Below are 20,096 nucleotides of genomic sequence, written 5' to 3'. Positions count from 1 at the left end.
TAGGCGATCATGAGCAGCGTTATTATAGATAACATCTATACTTTTATCTTTAAGCATTTCCTTGTTCTATCGATGCATTGCTCATTGGCTTAAAAAGTTTAACATTTATCAGGAGTAATCTATATGTCCGTAACTAACGTTACCGAACTCAATGAACTCGTTGCTCGTGTCAAAAAAGCTCAACGTGAATTCGCTACTTTTTCCCAAGAAAAAGTTGATGAAATCTTTAGAGCCGCGGCTCTCGCTGCTGCTGATGCACGTATCCCTCTAGCAAAACTTGCTGTCGAAGAATCTGGAATGGGTATTGTTGAAGATAAAGTGATTAAAAACCACTTCGCTTCAGAGTATATCTACAATGCTTATAAAGATGAAAAAACCTGCGGCACGCTATCTGAAGACCCAACATTTGGGACAATCACCATTGCTGAGCCGATTGGTATTATCTGTGGTATTGTGCCAACAACTAACCCAACTTCAACCGCGATTTTTAAATCACTTATTAGCTTAAAAACGCGCAATGCTATTATATTCTCCCCTCATCCTCGCGCTAAAATTGCTACCAACCGCGCGGCACAAATTGTGCTTGATGCTGCAATTGCCGCTGGTGCACCGAAAGATATTATTGGTTGGATTGATTCCCCTTCTGTTGAGCTATCCAACGCTTTAATGCACCACCCTGATATTAACCTGATTTTAGCGACCGGTGGACCAGGCATGGTCAAAGCTGCTTATAGTTCTGGAAAACCTGCAATTGGTGTTGGTGCTGGTAACACCCCTGTCGTTATTGATGAAACCGCAGATATTAAGCGTGCTGTCGCGTCTATCTTGATGTCAAAAACATTCGATAACGGAGTTATTTGTGCATCTGAACAATCCGTTGTAGTCGTTGATGAAATCTACAATCAAGTTCGCGAGCGTTTTTCAAGTCATGGTGGTTACCTGCTACAAGGAAAAGAGCTTAAAGCGGTTCAAGATATCATTTTAAAAAATGGTAACTTAAATGCCGCTATTGTTGGCCAACCTGCTTATAAAATTGCTGAAATGGCCGGTATTACTGTGCCAAAAACCACTAAAATATTAATTGGTGAAGTAAAAAGCATCGATGAGTCAGAACCGTTCGCACATGAAAAACTTTCACCATTATTAGCGATGTACCGTGGTAAAAACTTTGAAGACGCGGTTGCCAAAGCAGAACAACTTGTCGAAATGGGCGGGATCGGCCATACCTCTTGTTTATACACTGACCAAGATAACCAACACGAACGCGTTAACTATTTTGGCCAAAAAATGAAAACAGCGCGTATTTTAATCAATACGCCAGCATCTCAAGGTGGTATCGGAGACCTTTATAACTTTAAATTAGCCCCTTCTCTTACTCTAGGTTGTGGTTCTTGGGGTGGTAACTCCATCTCTGAAAACGTGGGTCCAAAACACCTAATCAATACCAAAACTGTGGCGAAGAGAGCTGAAAATATGTTGTGGCATAAACTTCCGAACTCAATCTACTTCCGCCGTGGTTGTCTACCTATCGCCCTTGAAGAGATTGCAACTGATGGTGCAAAACGCGCCTTTATCGTAACCGATGGCTATCTGTTCAATAATGGTTATGTTGATGAAGTGGTTAACGTTCTCAAAAAACATCACATTGAAACTGACGTTTTCTTTGAAGTTGAGGCAGACCCAACATTAACTGTTGTCCGTAAAGGTGCAGCGCAAATGCAAGCATTCCAACCTGATGTGATCATTGCATTAGGTGGTGGTTCACCAATGGATGCGGCTAAAATCATGTGGGTCATGTATGAACACCCAGAGACTCATTTTGAGGAATTAGCATTACGTTTCATGGATATACGTAAACGTATCCACCGCTTCCCTAAAATGGGCGTTAAGGCTAAATTAGTTGCTATCACAACAACTTCAGGTACAGGTTCTGAGGTCACCCCATTTGCTGTAGTGACTGATGATAAAACGGGCCAAAAATATCCATTAGCAGATTATGCATTAACGCCAAATATGGCCATTGTTGATGCCAACTTAGTCATGAATATGCCTAAATCTTTAACTGCTTTCGGTGGTTTAGATGCTGTCACCCATGCGTTAGAAGCTTATGTTTCTGTTTTAGCTAACGAGTTTACTGATGGTCAAGCACTTAAAGCACTAAGCTTATTAAAAGATTATTTACCAGCAAGTTACCATGAAGGTGCTAAAAACCCTGTAGCCAGAGAACGCGTACACAACGGTGCGACACTTGCCGGTATTGCATTTGCAAACGCATTCCTAGGTGTATGTCATTCAATGGCACACAAACTTGGCTCAGAATTCCATATTCCTCATGGTCTCGCTAATGCTCTATTAATTTGTAACGTTATCCGTTTCAATGCTAATGATAACCCAACAAAACAAACTGCATTTAGCCAGTACGACCGCCCTCATGCGCGCCGCCAATATGCAGAAATTGCGGATCATTTGGGACTCACTAACGTCGGAGATCGTACTGCTGCGAAAATTGAAAAATTACTCACATGGTTGGAGGAAATGAAAGCCGATTTAGGTATTCCTAAATCTATTCGTGAGACTGGTGTTACTGAAGCTGACTTCTTAGCTCGCGTAGATAAACTTTCTGAAGATGCGTTTGATGACCAATGTACAGGAGCTAACCCTCGTTATCCTTTAATTTCTGAAATTAAACAGCTATTACTGGATTCTTATTATGGTCGCGAATTTGTTGAGCACCAAGACGCGCTTGTGATTGAAAAAGAGGAAAAAAAAGCCCCTCAGAAAAAATCAACCGTAAAAAAAGAAGCAGAAAAGAAAAACACTAAGAAATAATGTTTAGCACATAATTTAAAAATAAAGGCACTGCAATAATTGCAGTGCCTTTTGTTTCGTTATTTAAAATCAATTGCTATAAAAATGTAGAAATCAATATCATATAAAATGATATAACTCACTGAGTTATATCATTAATAGCCATAATATCCGATAACTGAATCCTGTTTTATTCTCTACACTAGATTATTTCTGTTTACCTAAAATGGAGTGGTTTCTTAGGTATAACACCTTCATTCATCAACTGAGCCTGTTTTATTGCTTCTGAATAGTGTTTACGACAAACAGAGATATACTTTTCATTACCGCCTATATCGACTTGTAGGCCTTCATATACAGGCACCCCATCACTTCCTATACGCAATACCTTACTCGCCTTACGTCCGCAATAACAAACTGTTTTTAGCTCAACTAATTTATCAGCCCAAGCAAGCAAGTATTGGCTGCCCTCAAATAATTGCCCTGCAAAATCGGTACGCAACCCATAGCATAAAACTGGAATATCCTCGTTATCAACTATGTCACATAATTCTTCAACTTGTTTTTTTGTTAGGAATTGGCATTCATCAATAAGAACACAATGGACTTTTTGTTCACTATTTTCTTTTTTTATCAGTTCAGCCATATTTGTTGTTGTTGAGTATAATAACGCTTCCGCTGATAAGCCTATGCGCGATGAGACTTTTCCTTGTTCAAAACGGTTATCTATCTCTGCTGTAAAAATAACCGTACGCATCCCTCTTTCATTATAGTTATACGATGATTGCAATAATGACGTTGATTTTCCCGCATTCATAGCTGAATAATAAAAGTAAAGCTGAGCCATTTGGCTGTTCCCTCAAAATTAATATACGTAATAATTTTACCATAAAACTAGCTTTAGGATTAACAATAATGGTGTAGATGCTGTTTACTTATTGAAAATTGAACTTTTCCCAGTTCAGTTTATACCTTATTGCTTATACCTTATTGCAAATATTGCTTAGCTTGCGGGCAAAAAAACCAATTTGATATTAACTATAAACAGTTTCAACTAAAGCACATTCCGCTAAAAAACATCATCAAAAAAAGAAAATTTAAGCGAGTCTATCCCTTCAATTCATTCCGAGTAAAAGTAAAATGAGACCCTCCTCTTCTTTTTTGAATTATTTAATCACTAAGATTTTAGCTTATTCCTATTTTTCGTTTAGTTCAGTTATTGATAATAGCTATATATATATCTACGAAAAGTTTATTTTTCTTTTGTAAAAAAATTGCATTCGTTAAAGATTACTTTTAAACTAAGGATGTAATTTAGCTATTGCAGAATTTAAAATAGCATTCTATTATTACTGTACACATGCCAACAAATAATTTGAGACCAGGAAAATGAGCGAATCATTAAAAGCGTTAAATAACATCCGTACTCTTCGTGCTCAAGCTCGCGAAGTAACTTTAGAATCTTTAGAAGAAATGCTGGAAAAATTAACCGTCGTTGTTGAAGAACGTCGTGATGAAGAAAGCCAAGCTCGCGCGGAATTAGAAGAACGTAACCGTAAATTGGAAAAAGTTCGTGAAATGATCCTTGAGCAAGGCGTAGATTTAAATGACCTTCTGCAAACAATGGATTCAGGTAAAAGCACTAGCACTCGTGCTAAACGCGCTGCACGTCCAGCTAAATATAAATATGTTGATGAAAATGGCGAAACCAAAACTTGGACAGGCCAAGGCCGTACTCCAGCAGTAATCAAGGTTGCCATTGAAGAACAAGGCAAATCTTTGGATGATTTCTTAATCTAATAGCCTCAACATGTATTTTAAACACCCTTTTATAAGGGTGTTTTTATTTAATCCTTTATATATTATTTATATTAACCTGCACTAAGAAAAAGCCCTTATCTATTATAGCTACAGTCTTTAGCACTAAAACCGCATAACTGCCGCTCCCTACTTCAATTAACTGTTCTGTTTTAAGCTGTTACGACGTATTACGCCATCTACCAAATAATCATGATAAATAAAAGCATAGCAGTAAAGATATGTAAGCTTAATTAGATAAACTTAAATATTTTTCAGTGATTCTATTTATGTAATGAAGTTGTATGCTAATTTTTGTACTCTCACCACTTATAACGTGTACAGACTGAACAGCTCAAGTCAGAGTGTTTCTCTTTATACTTGGTATTTTTGTTAATAATTTATTTATCTACGTATAAAAAAAGGCTAACAAATTAAGTTAGCCTTTAATAAAATTTATTGCGGAATTTTATTTTGCTGAATTCAATGATACTGATAATTTCTTCAGCCACTGGGTAAACTCATCTCCCAGTGCATCATGCTGCATTCCATATTCAACGAACGCTTTCATATAACCTAATTTATTTCCACAGTCATGACTTTTACCACATAAGTGGTAGGCCTCTACTGGCTCATTATTTTCCATCATTAATGCAATAGCATCGGTTAATTGTATTTCATACCCAGCACCTGGCGCTGTTTTGGCTAATGCATCCCAAATCTTTTCAGATAAAACATAACGGCCAACAATAGATAAATTAGATGGAGCTTCTTCACGTTTTGGTTTTTCAACCATACGAATAATTCTTTTACTATCTCCAGGTTCTAACATTTCTCCATTACAATCCACAATACCATAGTTAGATACATCTTCTTCAGGGACTGGTTCAACTAAAATTTGACTTGCGCCTGTTGACTCATATTGTTCTAGCATTTCACGCAAGTTAAATTTGGTTAAATCTGTACTGTAACGGTCTAAAATGACATCGGGTAAAATAACCGCAAAAGGCTCTTCACCGACTAAAGGTTTAGCACACAAAATTGCATGACCTAATCCTTTTGCTATTCCTTGTCGTGTTTGCATAATCGTTACGTGGCTTGGGCAAATAGATTGAACCTCATCCAATAACTGGCGCTTAACACGCGCTTCCAAGATAGCCTCTAACTCAAAGCTTGTGTCAAAGTGGTTTTCAATGGAATTTTTTGATGAATGTGTCACTAAAACAATTTCATTGATCCCAGCAGCGATACACTCATTAACAACATATTGAATAAGTGGCTTATCAACTATTGGTAACATTTCTTTTGGGATTGCCTTTGTTGCAGGAAGCATACGAGTCCCTAAGCCCGCAACTGGGATTACCGCTTTACGCACCTTGCGCTGTGTCATTTTTATCACTCCAGATATCATCTTAGCCTCTCGAATTTTACTAAAGTAACAAGAGGCATTTTAAGTGCGCAGAAGTATATCAGGAAATGTTCATGAATAAATAGCGACGAGTCCGAATAGAGTTATTCAGATTAAAAGAGTATACATTTTAGGTAATAACTATGTTTCGGGGTTAAACATTAGTTTTATTTTCTGGCTATTATTGCGAATTAAACACTGCCAAGCATTTCCTTTTACCTCTAAATGATTAGATTGGTAAAATTTCAACGCTCCTAAAGGAAGGCTTCTAGATAACTTAACATGCGTATTTTCTGTCGTTATATCCGCTTCTAAACCTGCACTCGCCATAATAATCGCTTTATTCCGTGTATTAAAATACCCCAATAATAGCGGAAACTGGCCACTAAACCCCGAATCCTCCAGTAAATAATTTATTTGGTTAATAATTCTATCAATATTGGGTAATTTTTTTTCTGGGTGGCTTACCGCACTTTTCAAGAGATCATTGAACACGACTCTAATCAAAAAAGCAGCCATAATGCCTTCTTGAGGAGAGCGCTCAGTATCAATACAGTAAAAACCTATTTGGCTGTCTGAAATGGGCGCTAGGTCTAATAATAATCCAAAACGGTTAGCCTCATTAAGTTGGCGATAGTTAATTCGGTAATTATTTATAATTTGATGTACTGGTGGTTGTAACTGTTTCAATACCGCTAACAGTTCTTGAGTATCGTTTTGCATTAGTGTCGAAATCTGAGGGATTTCCTCTCCTAACAGCTCTGTTAGGCTATTTTGCTCAGGATACAACGCAGAAAGGATTGTCACTTTAACTTCATCTAAATTTTTTATTGGCTTTAACAAAGCATCCTTTGCACCTAAGCGAAACATTCTATCTAACTGAGTGAAATCTGTTGTTGCTGTAATCACAATGACAGGAATATCAATATTACGCGCAACTAACGCTTTCATAAACGCTTCACCATTCATGACAGGCATATTTAAGTCACATAGAATGATATCAGGTTTGATACGGTCTATTGTTAACATCTCTATTGCTAATTGACCATTATCTGCGGTATAGATCTCAATACCCAGCGTTTCTAGGTAGTTTTTTAAAATTGTACAGAAGGTGATTTCGTCTTCTATTATGAGTATTTTTCTATTTTTCATAAGATACCTACTGCAAAAGCCTGGTTTAATTAACAATACAATTATTCATACGATAAAATCATTTATTCGCCATCATTTAAGTATAGTGACTTTTCAATCTTATACTTATTTTTATAGAGAGTGTTATGAAATCACAAGTAGAAGATAGGTGTTACTGTGGCAACGAAGCACAATTTGAGCAATGCTGCGCTCCTTTTTTACAAGGGAAAGCTATTCCACAGACACCAGAGCAACTTATGCGTTCAAGGTATAGTGCTTATGTACACCAAGACGTCGATTATCTTATTAAAACATGGCACCCAGATTGCCATGCTCAAGAATGGCATCAAGAAATAGTCAATAGTTTTCCGAAAACACACTGGTTTGGTCTTCGTGTTATTAGTTCTTCTTATGCTAAAAATCCCAATGAAGCTTATGTCGAATTTTCGGCTTGCTTTATTGATGAAAAAGCTGATCATAAGCAGCTTATTCATGAACGTTCGCGTTTTATTAAGATGGATTCGTGTTGGTATTATATAGACGGCATTACCCCCAAAGTCGGTCGTAATGATTTATGCCCCTGCGGCTCTGGTCAAAAATATAAAAAGTGTGGTCATCCAGACTAATTACCCTTTATTTAATGCCTGTCTAATGAGACACATTTGATACTCAATCCGTCATTTTTTCATATCGCTTTGTTAGTTAAGGATTAGGCTGTTTCATGCAACACAAAATTGTACAGAAAAAAATTCTCAGGACAATTTGCCCTGACGCGAAAGGATTAATCGCGAAAATCACCAATATTTGCTATAAGCACCAACTCAACATTGTACAAAATAATGAGTTTGTTGATCATCACACTGGCCGTTTCTTTATGAGAACTGAGTTAGAGGGAATTTTCAACGATGAAACATTATTAGCTGACCTCGATGATGCATTACCAGTTGGGTCTCAACGTGAATTAAACACAGCGGGTCGTCGTCGTATTGTCGTTATGGTTACAAAAGAAGCACATTGTTTGGGCGACCTGCTCATGAAGAGTGCTTATGATGGCTTAGATGTTGAAATTGCAGCAGTTATTGGAAACCACGACACGCTAAAAAACTTAGTCGAACAATTTGGCATTCCATTCCACCATATTAGCCATGAAGGCCTAACACGCGAACAACATGACGAAAAAATGACAGCGCAGATTGACCAATATCAGCCTGATTATGTTGTCTTAGCTAAATATATGCGTGTATTAACGCCTGCATTTGTGCAGCATTATCCAAACCAAATTATCAATATTCACCACTCGTTTTTACCTGCATTTATTGGTGCCCGCCCTTATCACCAAGCTTATGAGCGTGGCGTAAAAATTATTGGGGCTACTGCGCACTTTGTTAATGATAACCTTGATGAAGGACCAATCATTACACAGAATGTGATTAATGTAGACCATACATTCACAGCCGATGATATGATGCGTGCAGGGCGTGATGTTGAAAAAAATGTACTAAGCCATGCTCTCTATTGGGTCTTAGCTCAACGTGTATTTGTATATGGTAATCGCACCATTATTTTATAAGCCAATAATATAGCGGCTTATTTAACAACACTTTGTTGATTTAACACGCATTAAGAATAAAAAAACAGCAAACAACCATTTTATTGAAAATTAATGCTTTACAGCGGCGCGTCATTTGATATGATGCCGCCCGCTGTCAATGATTACAGCAACTCAAAATCTGGTGGGATACCCAAGCGGCCAAAGGGAGCAGACTGTAAATCTGCCGTCACAGACTTCGAAGGTTCGAATCCTTCTCCCACCACCATTTAATTGATTTCACCTCCTAGTTTATCTACAACTCCCATAAAACGATTTAACACACTTGAGTGTGACTTTGATTTATAGATATAACACACACTTTTCCCCAAAATTTTATTTAATGGTATATAGATCAATGATTTATCAATCAATTCTTCTTCTGGATAATGGTCTATTATGCCTATAAAATCACCATCTTGAATGAAACTTTGGCAACAACCAATATTATCCATTTGTCTCACACTCGTTTTATTATCAACCGTTTCAATTTTTGCTAATAAATCGCTCATTAATGAACTTTTATAAAATGCGGGATCACATAGCCATGTACTTTTTTGTAATAGTGTAACAAGGTCATAATGGAATTTTTCATAAAGTTCTTTCCTACAATAGATACCTAATGGTGAGTTTTCTATTATTTTTTGTAATGAAAATCGCTCACTGACAACTTGTTCAGAGCTAAGAATAAGTGTATTACCATCATAATCGACAATTTCATCTACTTCATCATAATTAAACCTTAATATATTTACTTGCACATTATTTTGATGTGCTGATTGATATAAATTAATTAAATGGCTTTCCTTACCCCAATCATAATAAATATTAGCCTCATTTATTATATAACCAGAAAAATGTTTTTTTGTTATTTCTTTCTCCTGTAAATAAAGATCTCTTAGATCGTTATAAAGTTCTTGGCCATCCTTAGTTAATGTCATTCCAAATTTTTCTCGTTTAAAAAGCCGTTTTCCTAGGCTTGTCTCAAAGTCTTTGATTGACTTCGCGATGGGAGGTGTCGTACGGTTCATCACTCTTGCAGCCTTGCTTAACGAGCCATTCTCAACAACCGCCATAAACGCCTCTAATTTTCTTGAAAAGAACATATCTATGACCCCATTCAGTTTATTAAAATATTAATCAACATACTTAACTTTCTCATTAATAATTATATTGATTAACCCAGAAATTAATTCACAAAATAAAAAATCAAACTTGATTTTTTATTGAATGATTAACAATATTTCATAAAAGTATTTTTATAATTTCCATCATTACAAAGCAATATATTATATTGTTTCGATTGATTATTTTTTATTCCCCCACTATTAAATCACATTAAAATATAAATAACCAATTGACTTTAAATGAAATTAAAACTAGTTAATAATGATATTATTAATTTAGCTTTAATAGAAAACTAAACTCTAGCACCCATAATAAATTTAATTAGCCATAATATTTTTTGATTAATTAAATTTATTATTATTTTTATATTAACCACTGAATTTTGATACTATACCAAGAATAAGTTAAGCCATGAGCATTTTTATCATAGCCATTATCGTCTTTAAAACAATCTAACCGTTGAAACATACTCCGCGGGGTTACAGTATTGCTACCATCTGGTAGAATAAGCATAATAATCATAAAACTAGGTGATAAAAAACCATGAAATTCATATCGTTCAATATTAATGGCCTTCGAGCTCGCCCTCACCAACTCGCTGCAATCATCGAAAAACATCAACCTGAGGTTATTGGCTTACAAGAAACCAAAGTCCATGATGATATGTTTCCTTATGAAGAAGTTAGTCAGCTCGGCTATCATGTTTTTTATCACGGTCAAAAAGCGCATTATGGCGTTGCTCTATTAACTAAAAATGAGCCTCTTGCTGTCCGTAAAGGTTTTCCAACTGACGATGACGATGCACAGCGTCGCATTATCATGGCTGATATCCAAACAGATCGCGGCCCATTGACGGTTGTAAATGGTTATTTTCCTCAAGGAGAAAGCCGTGACCACCCAACAAAATTTCCGGCAAAAGAAAAATTTTATCAAGATTTACAAAATTACATCACATCAACACAAACGGCAGAGTCACAGTTGCTCATTATGGGTGACATGAATATCAGCCCAACCGATCTTGATATTGGTATCGGTGATGCAAACCGTAAACGTTGGTTAAAAACCGGAAAATGCTCTTTTTTACCCGAAGAGCGTGAGTGGTTAGCTAAATTATTAGGCTGGGGTTTAGTCGATACATATCGTGCAAAAAACCCCGATGTTTCTGATTGCTACTCATGGTTTGACTACCGTTCGAAAGGCTTCGATGATAACCGTGGCCTACGTATCGATTTATTACTGGCCTCCAATAAACTCGCTGAGCGTTGTATTGCAACGGGTATTGATTACGAAATCCGCGAGATGGAAAAGCCATCAGACCACGCACCTGTATGGTCTGAATTTGACCTCTCAAAGTAAACTTTCTTACTTGTCATAATGCAAAAAGGCGCCTTAAGCGCCTTTTATTGATTTACCAGACTCAACTAATCCTGTTTCTTTTTTGTTTTCTTACCCGCTTTTACTTGTTTTTTTCCCGTTTTTACTGATGGAGCGGGGAGTTCTCGAAATGCCCTCAAATTTGTAAACTGACGTGCATGGTGAATTAATTGCATTAGCGTTTGGCTTAGTGGATGCATAAAATCATCATAACGTGATTGTTTTTCACTAATTTGGGTTAATACTGACTCCCAATGGGCTGTCATATCTGGTAATGTTGCCATATCGGGTAAAACATGAATTAGAGCCCTTCCCGCAGGCGAGGAATGAATATAACGCCCTTTTTTGTAGAGAAATTGGCGTTTGAATAGTAAGTCAATGATACCGGCTCTAGTCGCTTCTGTACCAAGCCCATCCGTTTCTCGCAATACTTTTTTTAATGCTTTATCTTGTACAAAACGAGCGATCCCAGTCATTGCTGATAATAACGTTGCATCCGTAAAAGGACGTGGAGGCTGCGTTTGCCGTTCAACCACTTCCCCTTTTTCACATAACAACTCATCATTCTTACTCACAACTGGCAGTGGCATACCATCGTTTTCAGCATCGCGCTCTTTATTGCCCAATACGACTCGCCAACCTGCTTCAGCAAGAAATCGAGCTTTTGCAATAAATTTACCCTTTTCAATTTCTAGATCAATTGTACACTTACGGTAAACCGCATCGGGCATAAACTGAATAATATATTGACGCGCAATCAATTGGTAAATTTTACTTTCATTCTCAGTTAACTTTACTGCTGCCGTTTTTGCTGTTGGGATAATGGCATGGTGAGCATCGACTTTTTTATCATCCCAACACCGGTTCTTTTTATCCAGCTCAGGCAATTCAAATTCAGTGAGGTCTGGTTGATGCACCGCAATTGCATTCAAGACACTGTGTCTCCCTGCAAAATGTTCATCCGGTAAATAACGGCTATCTGAACGTGGATAAGTAATCAACTTATGTGTTTCATATAAACGTTGGCAAATGTCCAATACTTCTTGAGCGCTCAACGCATATTTTTTGGCAGCTTCAATCTGCAAAGAAGATAAAGAGAAAGGCAACGGTGCAATTTCTGATTCGCGCTTGTCCTGATATTGCGTCACTATGGCAGGTTTGCCCTCAATACGCGATACCACATGCTCTGCAAGCGGCCGATGGAATAAACGCCCTTCTTCATCCTGATAGTCAATACAGGAGTCGCTTGGCTGCCATATCGCTACAAAGCGCTCATCCTTTGGCGTAACAATATGAGCTTTAACCTCAAAATAGTCTTTAGGTACAAAGTTTTCTATTTCTTCGTCGCGCCTAACAACTAACCCCAATACCGGAGTTTGAACCCGCCCTACAGAAAGAACGCCCTGATAGCCTCCTCGTTGCCCTAATAACGTATAAGCACGGGTCATATTGATGCCATACAACCAATCTGCCCGTGCTCTTGCTAAAGCAGAGACACAAAGAGGAATAAACTCACGATTTTCTCTCAAACGCTCAATTGCCCGCTCAACGGCTTGTGGGTTAAGGTCATTGATTAAACAACGTTTTACTTCTTTGCGTTTTTCAGGGTCGAGCTTTAAAAAGTCAAGCACTTCGTCCACCAGCAATTGACCTTCTCTATCGGGGTCTCCTGCATGGACAACTATTGAGGCTTGCTTCAGCAATGTTTCAATAGTTCTTAATTGTTTAGTTACTGCGGGACGGGGCTTCAATTGCCACTTATCAGGGATAATTGGCAAATCCTGAAGATTCCATCGTGCATACCGAGGTTCATAAGCATCGGGTTCCGCCTGCTCTAAAAGATGGCCAATACACCATGTTACAGTTTGGCCATCACCACATTGAATAAAACCATCACCTCGTTTATGGGGCTTTGGTAATACATCTGCAATGGCCCTTGCAAGGCTCGGTTTTTCCGCAATAAACAAACGCATAAATTAATCTATCACTTCAACTAAAGGAACATTATCCTGATGGGGTAATAATTTACCGATAGACTGTAACAAAACACCTTGCTGCTGTGCAATCTCTTTAATTTTAGAGACTTCGGAAGGTTTTACTGCAATAAGTAAGCCGCCAGAAGTTTGAGGATCACACAGTAGTTGACGCTGCATATCACTCATAGGGCCAATAAGGTGCCCATAACTGTCAAAGTTACGAGTGGTTCCCCCAGGAACACAACCTGCTTCAATATATTTTTCGACATTGGCTAATTTAGGAACTTTACTAAAGGAGATTTCAGCACGAACTTTAGACCCTTCGCAAATCTCACTTAAATGACCTAATAAACCGAAACCAGTCACGTCAGTCATTGCCGTCACACCATCTAAAGGCGCAACCACCGCACCTAGCTTATTCATTTGGCACATGGTTTCTGCCGCTAAGTGTTGATGTTCCGGCGCAAGCACCCCTTTTTTCTCTGCTGTTGTCAAAACACCAATTCCAAGCGGTTTCGTCAAGAACAATTCGCACCCCGCTGTTGCGGCACTATTTTTCTTCACATACTCCGTATTCACAACACCCGTAACCGCCAAACCAAAAATAGGCTCAGGTGCATCAATAGAATGGCCACCAGCTAACGAGATACCAGCATCAGCACAAGCTGCTCGTCCACCTTCAATCACCTCACGAGCCACTTCCGGTGGTAACTTCGCAATTGGCCAGCCTAAAATAGCAATGGCCATAATTGGCTTACCACCCATTGCAAAAATATCGCTAATCGCGTTGGTTGCTGCAATACGACCAAATTCAAATGGGGAGTCAACGATCGGCATGAAAAAGTCTGTTGTGCTGATGATGCCTATTCCATTACCTAAATCATAAACAGCCGCATCATCTTTAGTTTCATTACCAACTAACAAATGTGGATCATGAAATTTTGCTTGCTCTGTGTGCAGAATTTGCTCTAATACTTTCGGTGCAATTTTACAACCGCAACCAGCACCATGACTATATTGAGTTAATCTAATTTTTTCAGTCATTATTATTCTCTTTAGAAGTGAGATACATAGCCTGTCATATCAGGAGCTTGTACTTTTACTGGCGCTTTAAGCTCTGGAGTTCCTAAATAAAGGAACCCAACAATGCGGTCATTATCTCCACAACCTAATCCAGCACGAACCACAGCATCTTCTGTCCATGAACCTGAGCGCCATATACCGCCAAAACCTTGAGCTACTGCTGCCATCTGCATTGCTTGTACCGTACAGCTCGCAGCAACTAATTGTTCCCATTGTGGTATTTTCGGATGATCTTTTAATTTAGCGATCACAGTAATAATTAATGGGGCACGAAAAGGGGCATTACGGGCTTTTTCTTGTACCTCTGCGCCTAATTGCCCTTCAATTGCCGCTTTTTCCAATAGCTCACTGAAGCGTTTAATCCCCTCATTTTGCATAACAACAAAATGCCACGGCTTCAAAGCACCGTGATCAGGTGCTCTCATCCCCGCAGCAAGTATATTGTCGAGTTCTTCGCCTTGCGGTGCTGGTGTTGTAAGTCTTGAAGCTGAACGGCGGTTCAACAAAAGGGTCAAAGCATCCATATTTGTCTCCGTTTAAGAGTAAACTGATATGATAATCATTCAATTAGATAATTATACCCACGCTATCTATTGTTTAAGCTTAAAGGAAAATCGCTTACACTAATACAACAATAACAGTTATTCGTTAGGTAAAATTACGTTATAAATTCATTGAATTGTATCATTTGTCACATGTGAAAAATATCATTGAAGCATTGTACCTTGCGTATCATAATTTTGTTATGCATAAAAATAGCCCGCTATTGCAACTAATTGTATTGATACAACTAAGATATCAAGTGTTCGATGTGGTGATCGGGTAACAGATTTGCTTTTGAGTATATTGTTGTTAATTCGTGCTACAGGCTGAAGTAACCCAACTGTAGAAAGAACTATTTATGTAATATCCAAAAATAGTTTGTGCCATAAGTCAACGGCAAACAAATGAAGCCAACACCCTTGTGGTGCAGAATATGCAGGATAGGAGAAAACATGCGTCAACTATGGGACATCATCGCTACCATTTTTAGAATTAGCTGGCGAGCACTGAACTTTATTAGGGAATTCGTTTTCAACGCCATTTTCTTAGTATTATTTTTTGTTGTTATTGGGTCGATTGCTCTTTATCAAACAGAGGCTCAACCCGAAAAAAATTATTTTGGTGCTTTGTATGTGGATTTACAGGGGGTTATCGTAGACCAAGTCTCTACTCCGGACCCATTTGGTCGTATGAGCCGTGAATTACTTGGTACCTCAAACAGCCGAATGCAAGAAAATTCACTATTCGACATCGTTGATACCATCCGTACCGCTGCAAATGATGATCGCATTACAGGGATGGTGTTACGCCTAGATGATTTAGCTGGAGCCGATCAGCCCTCTCTAGCTTATATCGGTAAAGCAATCAATGAATTTAAAAGTTCAGGGAAACAGGTTTACGCCATTGGTAACAGTTATAATCAGTCGCAATACTACCTCGCCAGTTACGCTGATGAAATTTACCTCACACCGCAAGGTGCGGTTGGGGTATATGGTTTTGCAACGAATGGACTCTACTACAAGTCACTGTTAGAAAAACTTAAAGTTAGTAGCCATATTTTCCGTGTTGGTACCTATAAATCAGCGGTTGAGCCATTAATGCGTGATGAGATGTCCCCTGAAGCACGTTTAGCCAATAAACAGTGGCTGGATGCTCTTTGGAACAATTACCTCACAGAAATCGCCAAAAACCGTAATACGACCAGCACACAAATTTTTCCTGGGGCTGATGCTATTTTAGAGAAATTACGCTCAGTCAAAGGCGATAGCGCACAATACGCGTTAAAACAAAAATTGGTTGATAAACTTTATACTAACGAACAAGTTGAAGATTTACTCAGTAAACACTTTGGCTGGAATAAAGAAGATAAACAATTCAATAATATTAGTATCTATGATTATTCCACTAAAATAGCAGATACCAATGCTAATCAAAGTGGCAATATCGCCGTGATTGTCGTTCAAGGTGCTATCATGGATGGCCCACAAACGGCTGGGATTGCAGGAGGCGATACCATCGCAGCACAAATTCGTGACGCTCGCCTTGATGATAATATTAAAGCGATAGTTTTGCGCGTTAACAGTCCAGGTGGTAGCGTAAGCGCTTCTGATTTGATCCGCAGTGAACTGGCTTCTGCTCATGCTGCAGGTAAACCTGTTGTTGTATCTATGGGGGGAATGGCTGCATCTGGGGGGTATTGGGTCTCAACTCCAGCGGACTATATCATTGCCAGTCCAAACACGCTGACTGGTTCGATTGGTATATTTGGCGTAATTAATACCTTTGAAAAATCTTTAGATTCTATAGGGGTATATACTGATGGCGTATCAACGTCGCCATTAGCCGATATTTCTTTGACTAAAGGGATCAGCCCACAATTCGCTGACATGATGCAAATTACCATTGAGAATGGCTATGAGACATTTATTGGCTTAGTGGCTAAATCTCGCCATAAAACACCGGCAGAGATAGACCAAATCGCTCAAGGCCGTGTATGGATTGGGCAAGACGCGCTTAAAAATGGTCTTGTAGACCAACTAGGTGATTTTGATAATGCCGTAGATAAAGCTGCTGAGCTCGCTAAACTCACTGACGTTAAGTTAGATTGGATGAAGCCTGAGTTGACCTTTATGGATCAATTGTTACTTGAATTAACGACAAACGTTCAAGCCGCCATGCCGGATGTGCTACACGTATTTTTACCACCAGCAGTCGCGACGGATATCCGCCAACAAGCGCAATTTTTCTTAAAAATGAATGACCCACAAAACCGCTATGCTTTTTGTTTAAATTGCGCGGAAATTAACTAATCGCTAAATCCCCTTCAGATTCAATGAAGGGGATTTCTCTCACAAACCCATCAATAACCTCATATCAATCTAACTATTCGCAAGTTAACGATAGTAATACGCTAACAAATACGTCAAAATCCTGATAATCAATCTCCTTCGATAAGTTGGATAAATTAGGTAATAAGATGCAGAAGAAATCAATTTATGTTGTTTACACTGGTGGAACAATTGGCATGCGCCATTCACCACAGGGATATATTCCTGTTTCCGGTCATTTGCAAGCTCAGTTAGCTCAGATGCCCGAGTTTCACCGCCCTGAAATGCCTGAGTTTACGATCCGTGAACATCAGCCTTTAATTGATTCATCTGATATCACTCCTGAAGACTGGCAACTTATCGCTGATGATATACGTGAGAACTATCCACTTTATGATGGGTTTGTCATATTACATGGCACTGACACGATGGCTTTCACTGCCTCAGCGTTATCTTTCATGTTTGAAAACTTGAAAAAACCCGTAATAGTGACAGGGTCACAAATCCCTTTAGAAGCATTACGTTCTGATGGGCAAACTAATCTACTAAATGCATTATATTTAGCAGCAAACTACCCCATTAATGAAGTGGGATTATTTTTCAATAATAAATTATATCGCGGTAACCGCACTGTTAAGGCCCATGCAGATGGCTTTGATGCTTTCAGTTCACCTAACTGTTCGCCATTAATGGAAGCTGGCATTCATATTCGCTCATTTAATACGTGCCCTGCGCCTATTGGTATAGGTGAATTTAAAAGTCACCGAATTACACCTCAACCTATCGGCGTTGTGACACTTTATCCAGGGCTATCAATTGAAATTGTACGCAACATTCTCCAACAACCCGTTAAAGCGCTGATATTGCGCTCTTACGGTGTCGGTAATGCCCCTCAGCAGCCTGAATTACTGCGCATACTCCGTGAAGCAACGAACCGAGGGATTATTGTGGTGAACCTGACACAATGTATTTCTGGCCGTGTTAATATGGAAGGCTACGCCACAGGACACGCACTTGCAGAAGCGGGTGTGATAAGTGGATATGACATGACTTTTGAAGCCGCCTTAAGTAAATTGCACTACTTACTGAGTCAAAATTATACCCCTGCTTTAATCCGTGAGTTAATGCAGAATAATTTACGCGGCGAGTTGAGCTATGCTGATGAATAACAGATAACATACTGAGGACATAATGAAAGCAGCATTACTGTTAGTCGATTTACAAAACGATTTCTGCACGGGTGGCACATTAGCAGTAAATGAAAGCGAACATGTTATTGATGTTGCTAATAAAGCGATGGATATTTGCCAACAAAAACAAATAGACATCATTGCAAGCCAAGATTGGCACCCTGCGACACACCTTAGTTTCGCGGCCAATTCAAATACTCAAATTGGCGAAGTCGGTGAGCTAAATGGTATTACACAAGTTTGGTGGCCTATTCATTGCGTACAAGGTGAACATGGCGCTGAATTACACAAAAATTTAAATCAATCGCTTATTAGTGCAATTTTTACCAAAGGGGAAAACCCCCAGGTTGATAGCTATAGTGCCTTTTTTGATAATGATAAAATTAGCCAAACGCGCCTACATACGTGGCTACAAGAACACCATATTTCGCATTTAATTATTATGGGAATTGCGACGGATTACTGTGTCAAATTTACTGTGTTAGATGCGTTAAAATTAGGTTATACCGTAGATGTTTTAGTCGATGGGTGTAGAGGCGTCAATCTCGGGGCCAATGACAGCCAAGAAGCTTTAGTCGAAATGCAAAATCAAGGTGCGAGGTTAATTACATTAACCGACCTGCATTAGGACATGTTTTATGGACAAGTTTTCTCATGTAATAATTGAAAATCTAGTAATTGAGAAAACTTGTTTTAGTGACACTGTCACTATGCAGCATCATATTGAATAAACAAGCTATTCATCATTATTTTGCGGTTTTAATGTTGCTAACATCTCACCTTGAAACAACGTTTTTAGCTCTTGCTTGCTCTTCATCGTAATTTCACCATTAGTCCCTACCGTCATATGCTCAGGGTCATGGTTATGCCGTGACTGCCACAATAATACCATTTGTAAGCTATGTTCTTTTTGTTCTGGCGTTAACATCACACCATCTGGCCATTTACCGAGCTCAACAGCGGTCACAAGGCGTTCATAAATTTCAGGGGTCATCACTGCTAATAATTGTTCAAGTTGCTCAGGACTGACTTCAACGCTCACGGTAAAGCTCCTTCAAATACATAATTCACTCATTATTTTATTATTCTTGATTTCAGCCAATAGCTGAATCGTTTTTGTCATTCTAAAAAAAATGGCTTCAGCACGCTTCAGCTATTTATCCACGCGTCTTTTCACCGCTATCGTCATCAATAAAGCTTAATGATGCTGAATTAATGCAGTAACGCTGACCAGTAGGCTGAGGACCATCTGGAAACACATGCCCTAAATGCGCATTACAGTGTTGACAGCGAACTTCAATGCGGTGCATCCCATGAGAGAAATCCTCAATGTATTTGATTGCCTCTTCATTGACGGGTTGGTAAAAACTTGGCCACCCACAACCTGCATCAAATTTGGTCTCAGACATAAATAAAGGTGAACCACAGCATAAGCACTCGTACACACCTTCTTTACGGTTATGCAATAATTGGCCACTAAATGGCGGCTCGGTACCCGCTTGCTGTGTAACGTAACGCTGCATCTCATTTAATTCTGAAATATCAATAGGTTGTTTATCTTTACTTGACATGTCATACCTAAATATTTAAATAACTAAAGTGGTTGATGGTTATCATACATCAATTTCAATCAACAAAAAATTAACAACATTTTCTGTAAAACTATTCTAAACTAAGAAGCATCTTACTTTCCGTTTTGATTTGTGAACCGTATCACATATATCACTGATAGATGGTTTCATT

Annotated in this window: 17 protein-coding genes and 1 tRNA gene; 9 read left to right on the top strand and 9 right to left on the bottom strand. The window is 38.6% G+C overall.

The window, feature by feature from the left end; translation table 11 throughout:
• Positions 1 to 123: 123 nt before the first annotated feature.
• The gene (gene adhE / locus M1F17_RS10250; RefSeq protein ID WP_004254110.1) at positions 124 to 2,829 is read left to right on the top strand and encodes a bifunctional acetaldehyde-CoA/alcohol dehydrogenase; all 2,706 of its coding nucleotides are present in this window, start codon (positions 124 to 126) and stop codon (positions 2,827 to 2,829) included.
• 196 nt (positions 2,830 to 3,025) lie between these two features.
• Here adhE and M1F17_RS10245 read toward each other — a convergent pair whose 3' ends face one another.
• Positions 3,026 to 3,655 (bottom strand): thymidine kinase, encoded by a 630-nt coding sequence (locus M1F17_RS10245; protein ID WP_004254108.1) that lies wholly within the window; start codon positions 3,653 to 3,655, stop codon positions 3,026 to 3,028.
• Positions 3,656 to 4,197: 542 nt separating this feature from the next.
• Here M1F17_RS10245 and hns point away from each other — a divergent pair.
• Complete coding sequence (hns, locus tag M1F17_RS10240) at positions 4,198 to 4,608, top strand: histone-like nucleoid-structuring protein H-NS (protein ID WP_004254106.1); 411 nt, start codon at positions 4,198 to 4,200, stop codon at positions 4,606 to 4,608.
• 466 nt (positions 4,609 to 5,074) lie between these two features.
• On the opposite strand, the gene galU is transcribed toward hns, so the two are convergent.
• Positions 5,075 to 5,995 (bottom strand): UTP--glucose-1-phosphate uridylyltransferase GalU, encoded by a 921-nt coding sequence (gene galU / locus M1F17_RS10235; RefSeq protein ID WP_181487916.1) that lies wholly within the window; start codon positions 5,993 to 5,995, stop codon positions 5,075 to 5,077.
• A gap of 159 nt (positions 5,996 to 6,154) precedes the next feature.
• On the bottom strand, positions 6,155 to 7,165 hold the full coding sequence (rssB, locus tag M1F17_RS10230) for a two-component system response regulator RssB (protein WP_094960520.1): 1,011 nt from the start codon (positions 7,163 to 7,165) through the stop codon (positions 6,155 to 6,157).
• Positions 7,166 to 7,290: 125 nt separating this feature from the next.
• Between rssB and M1F17_RS10225 the strand changes: the two genes are divergently transcribed.
• The 3 genes from M1F17_RS10225 (at position 7,291) to M1F17_RS10215 (ending at position 8,961) form a co-directional block, all read left to right on the top strand.
• The gene (locus tag M1F17_RS10225; RefSeq protein WP_004254092.1) at positions 7,291 to 7,770 is read left to right on the top strand and encodes a YchJ family protein; all 480 of its coding nucleotides are present in this window, start codon (positions 7,291 to 7,293) and stop codon (positions 7,768 to 7,770) included.
• A gap of 95 nt (positions 7,771 to 7,865) precedes the next feature.
• Complete coding sequence (gene purU / locus M1F17_RS10220) at positions 7,866 to 8,714, top strand: formyltetrahydrofolate deformylase (protein ID WP_004254090.1); 849 nt, start codon at positions 7,866 to 7,868, stop codon at positions 8,712 to 8,714.
• 162 nt (positions 8,715 to 8,876) lie between these two features.
• Positions 8,877 to 8,961 (top strand) — tRNA-Tyr (locus tag M1F17_RS10215).
• Position 8,962: 1 nt separating this feature from the next.
• Here the strand turns inward: M1F17_RS10215 and M1F17_RS10210 are convergent.
• Positions 8,963 to 9,838 (bottom strand): LysR family transcriptional regulator, encoded by an 876-nt coding sequence (locus M1F17_RS10210; protein WP_094960519.1) that lies wholly within the window; start codon positions 9,836 to 9,838, stop codon positions 8,963 to 8,965.
• 565 nt (positions 9,839 to 10,403) lie between these two features.
• Here M1F17_RS10210 and xthA point away from each other — a divergent pair.
• Positions 10,404 to 11,216 (top strand): exodeoxyribonuclease III, encoded by an 813-nt coding sequence (gene xthA, locus M1F17_RS10205; RefSeq protein ID WP_318836958.1) that lies wholly within the window; start codon positions 10,404 to 10,406, stop codon positions 11,214 to 11,216.
• A gap of 65 nt (positions 11,217 to 11,281) precedes the next feature.
• Here xthA and M1F17_RS10200 read toward each other — a convergent pair whose 3' ends face one another.
• Genes M1F17_RS10200 through M1F17_RS10190 form a run of 3 tightly spaced genes read right to left on the bottom strand, consistent with a single transcriptional unit; the run spans position 11,282 to position 14,817 of the window.
• Entirely contained in the window at positions 11,282 to 13,207 is a 1,926-nt protein-coding gene (locus M1F17_RS10200; RefSeq protein ID WP_318836957.1) for a DNA topoisomerase III, read from the bottom strand.
• 3 nt (positions 13,208 to 13,210) lie between these two features.
• Positions 13,211 to 14,254 carry a selenide, water dikinase SelD gene (gene selD, locus M1F17_RS10195; RefSeq protein WP_004254077.1) on the bottom strand — a complete coding sequence of 348 codons (1,044 nt, stop codon included), beginning with the start codon at positions 14,252 to 14,254 and terminating at the stop codon, positions 13,211 to 13,213.
• 11 nt (positions 14,255 to 14,265) lie between these two features.
• Positions 14,266 to 14,817: an NAD(P)H nitroreductase gene (locus tag M1F17_RS10190; protein ID WP_004254072.1), complete on the bottom strand. Its 552-nt coding sequence runs from the start codon at positions 14,815 to 14,817 to the stop codon at positions 14,266 to 14,268.
• A gap of 471 nt (positions 14,818 to 15,288) precedes the next feature.
• Here M1F17_RS10190 and sppA point away from each other — a divergent pair, with 471 nt between their 5' ends.
• The 3 genes from sppA to pncA all read left to right on the top strand — a co-directional run bounded on the left by sppA (position 15,289) and on the right by pncA (position 18,981).
• Complete coding sequence (gene sppA / locus M1F17_RS10185; RefSeq protein WP_196724939.1) at positions 15,289 to 17,145, top strand: signal peptide peptidase SppA; 1,857 nt, start codon at positions 15,289 to 15,291, stop codon at positions 17,143 to 17,145.
• A gap of 167 nt (positions 17,146 to 17,312) precedes the next feature.
• Complete coding sequence (gene ansA, locus M1F17_RS10180; RefSeq protein WP_004254063.1) at positions 17,313 to 18,332, top strand: asparaginase; 1,020 nt, start codon at positions 17,313 to 17,315, stop codon at positions 18,330 to 18,332.
• 22 nt (positions 18,333 to 18,354) lie between these two features.
• The gene (gene pncA, locus M1F17_RS10175) at positions 18,355 to 18,981 is read left to right on the top strand and encodes a bifunctional nicotinamidase/pyrazinamidase (protein ID WP_004254059.1); all 627 of its coding nucleotides are present in this window, start codon (positions 18,355 to 18,357) and stop codon (positions 18,979 to 18,981) included.
• 108 nt (positions 18,982 to 19,089) lie between these two features.
• On the opposite strand, the gene M1F17_RS10170 is transcribed toward pncA, so the two are convergent.
• Entirely contained in the window at positions 19,090 to 19,395 is a 306-nt protein-coding gene (locus tag M1F17_RS10170) for a YeaC family protein (RefSeq protein ID WP_004254056.1), read from the bottom strand.
• A 115-nt stretch (positions 19,396 to 19,510) separates the two neighbouring features.
• Complete coding sequence (gene msrB, locus M1F17_RS10165; RefSeq protein WP_004254053.1) at positions 19,511 to 19,924, bottom strand: peptide-methionine (R)-S-oxide reductase MsrB; 414 nt, start codon at positions 19,922 to 19,924, stop codon at positions 19,511 to 19,513.
• Positions 19,925 to 20,096: the final 172 nt, after the last annotated feature.

The sequence above is a fragment of the Providencia sp. PROV073 genome, from assembly GCF_033688125.1.
Taxonomy (GTDB): Bacteria; Pseudomonadota; Gammaproteobacteria; order Enterobacterales; family Enterobacteriaceae; genus Providencia; species Providencia hangzhouensis.
This window is presented reverse-complemented; position numbering and strand designations above follow the sequence as displayed.

What these genes read in the sequence shown, in the direction of transcription:
- galU (WP_181487916.1), bottom strand. Translation starts at nt 5,995, where the DNA reads ATGACACAGCGCAAGGTGCGTAAAGCGGTAATCCCAGTTGCGGGCTTA.
- M1F17_RS10190 (WP_004254072.1), bottom strand. Translation starts at nt 14,817, where the DNA reads ATGGATGCTTTGACCCTTTTGTTGAACCGCCGTTCAGCTTCAAGACTT.
- adhE (WP_004254110.1), top strand. Translation starts at nt 124, where the DNA reads ATGTCCGTAACTAACGTTACCGAACTCAATGAACTCGTTGCTCGTGTC.
- rssB (WP_094960520.1), bottom strand. Translation starts at nt 7,165, where the DNA reads ATGAAAAATAGAAAAATACTCATAATAGAAGACGAAATCACCTTCTGT.
- M1F17_RS10210 (WP_094960519.1), bottom strand. Translation starts at nt 9,838, where the DNA reads ATGTTCTTTTCAAGAAAATTAGAGGCGTTTATGGCGGTTGTTGAGAAT.
- M1F17_RS10200 (WP_318836957.1), bottom strand. Translation starts at nt 13,207, where the DNA reads ATGCGTTTGTTTATTGCGGAAAAACCGAGCCTTGCAAGGGCCATTGCA.
- xthA (WP_318836958.1), top strand. Translation starts at nt 10,404, where the DNA reads ATGAAATTCATATCGTTCAATATTAATGGCCTTCGAGCTCGCCCTCAC.
- hns (WP_004254106.1), top strand. Translation starts at nt 4,198, where the DNA reads ATGAGCGAATCATTAAAAGCGTTAAATAACATCCGTACTCTTCGTGCT.
- selD (WP_004254077.1), bottom strand. Translation starts at nt 14,254, where the DNA reads ATGACTGAAAAAATTAGATTAACTCAATATAGTCATGGTGCTGGTTGC.
- sppA (WP_196724939.1), top strand. Translation starts at nt 15,289, where the DNA reads ATGCGTCAACTATGGGACATCATCGCTACCATTTTTAGAATTAGCTGG.
- M1F17_RS10225 (WP_004254092.1), top strand. Translation starts at nt 7,291, where the DNA reads ATGAAATCACAAGTAGAAGATAGGTGTTACTGTGGCAACGAAGCACAA.
- pncA (WP_004254059.1), top strand. Translation starts at nt 18,355, where the DNA reads ATGAAAGCAGCATTACTGTTAGTCGATTTACAAAACGATTTCTGCACG.
- ansA (WP_004254063.1), top strand. Translation starts at nt 17,313, where the DNA reads ATGCAGAAGAAATCAATTTATGTTGTTTACACTGGTGGAACAATTGGC.
- purU (WP_004254090.1), top strand. Translation starts at nt 7,866, where the DNA reads ATGCAACACAAAATTGTACAGAAAAAAATTCTCAGGACAATTTGCCCT.
- msrB (WP_004254053.1), bottom strand. Translation starts at nt 19,924, where the DNA reads ATGTCAAGTAAAGATAAACAACCTATTGATATTTCAGAATTAAATGAG.
- M1F17_RS10245 (WP_004254108.1), bottom strand. Translation starts at nt 3,655, where the DNA reads ATGGCTCAGCTTTACTTTTATTATTCAGCTATGAATGCGGGAAAATCA.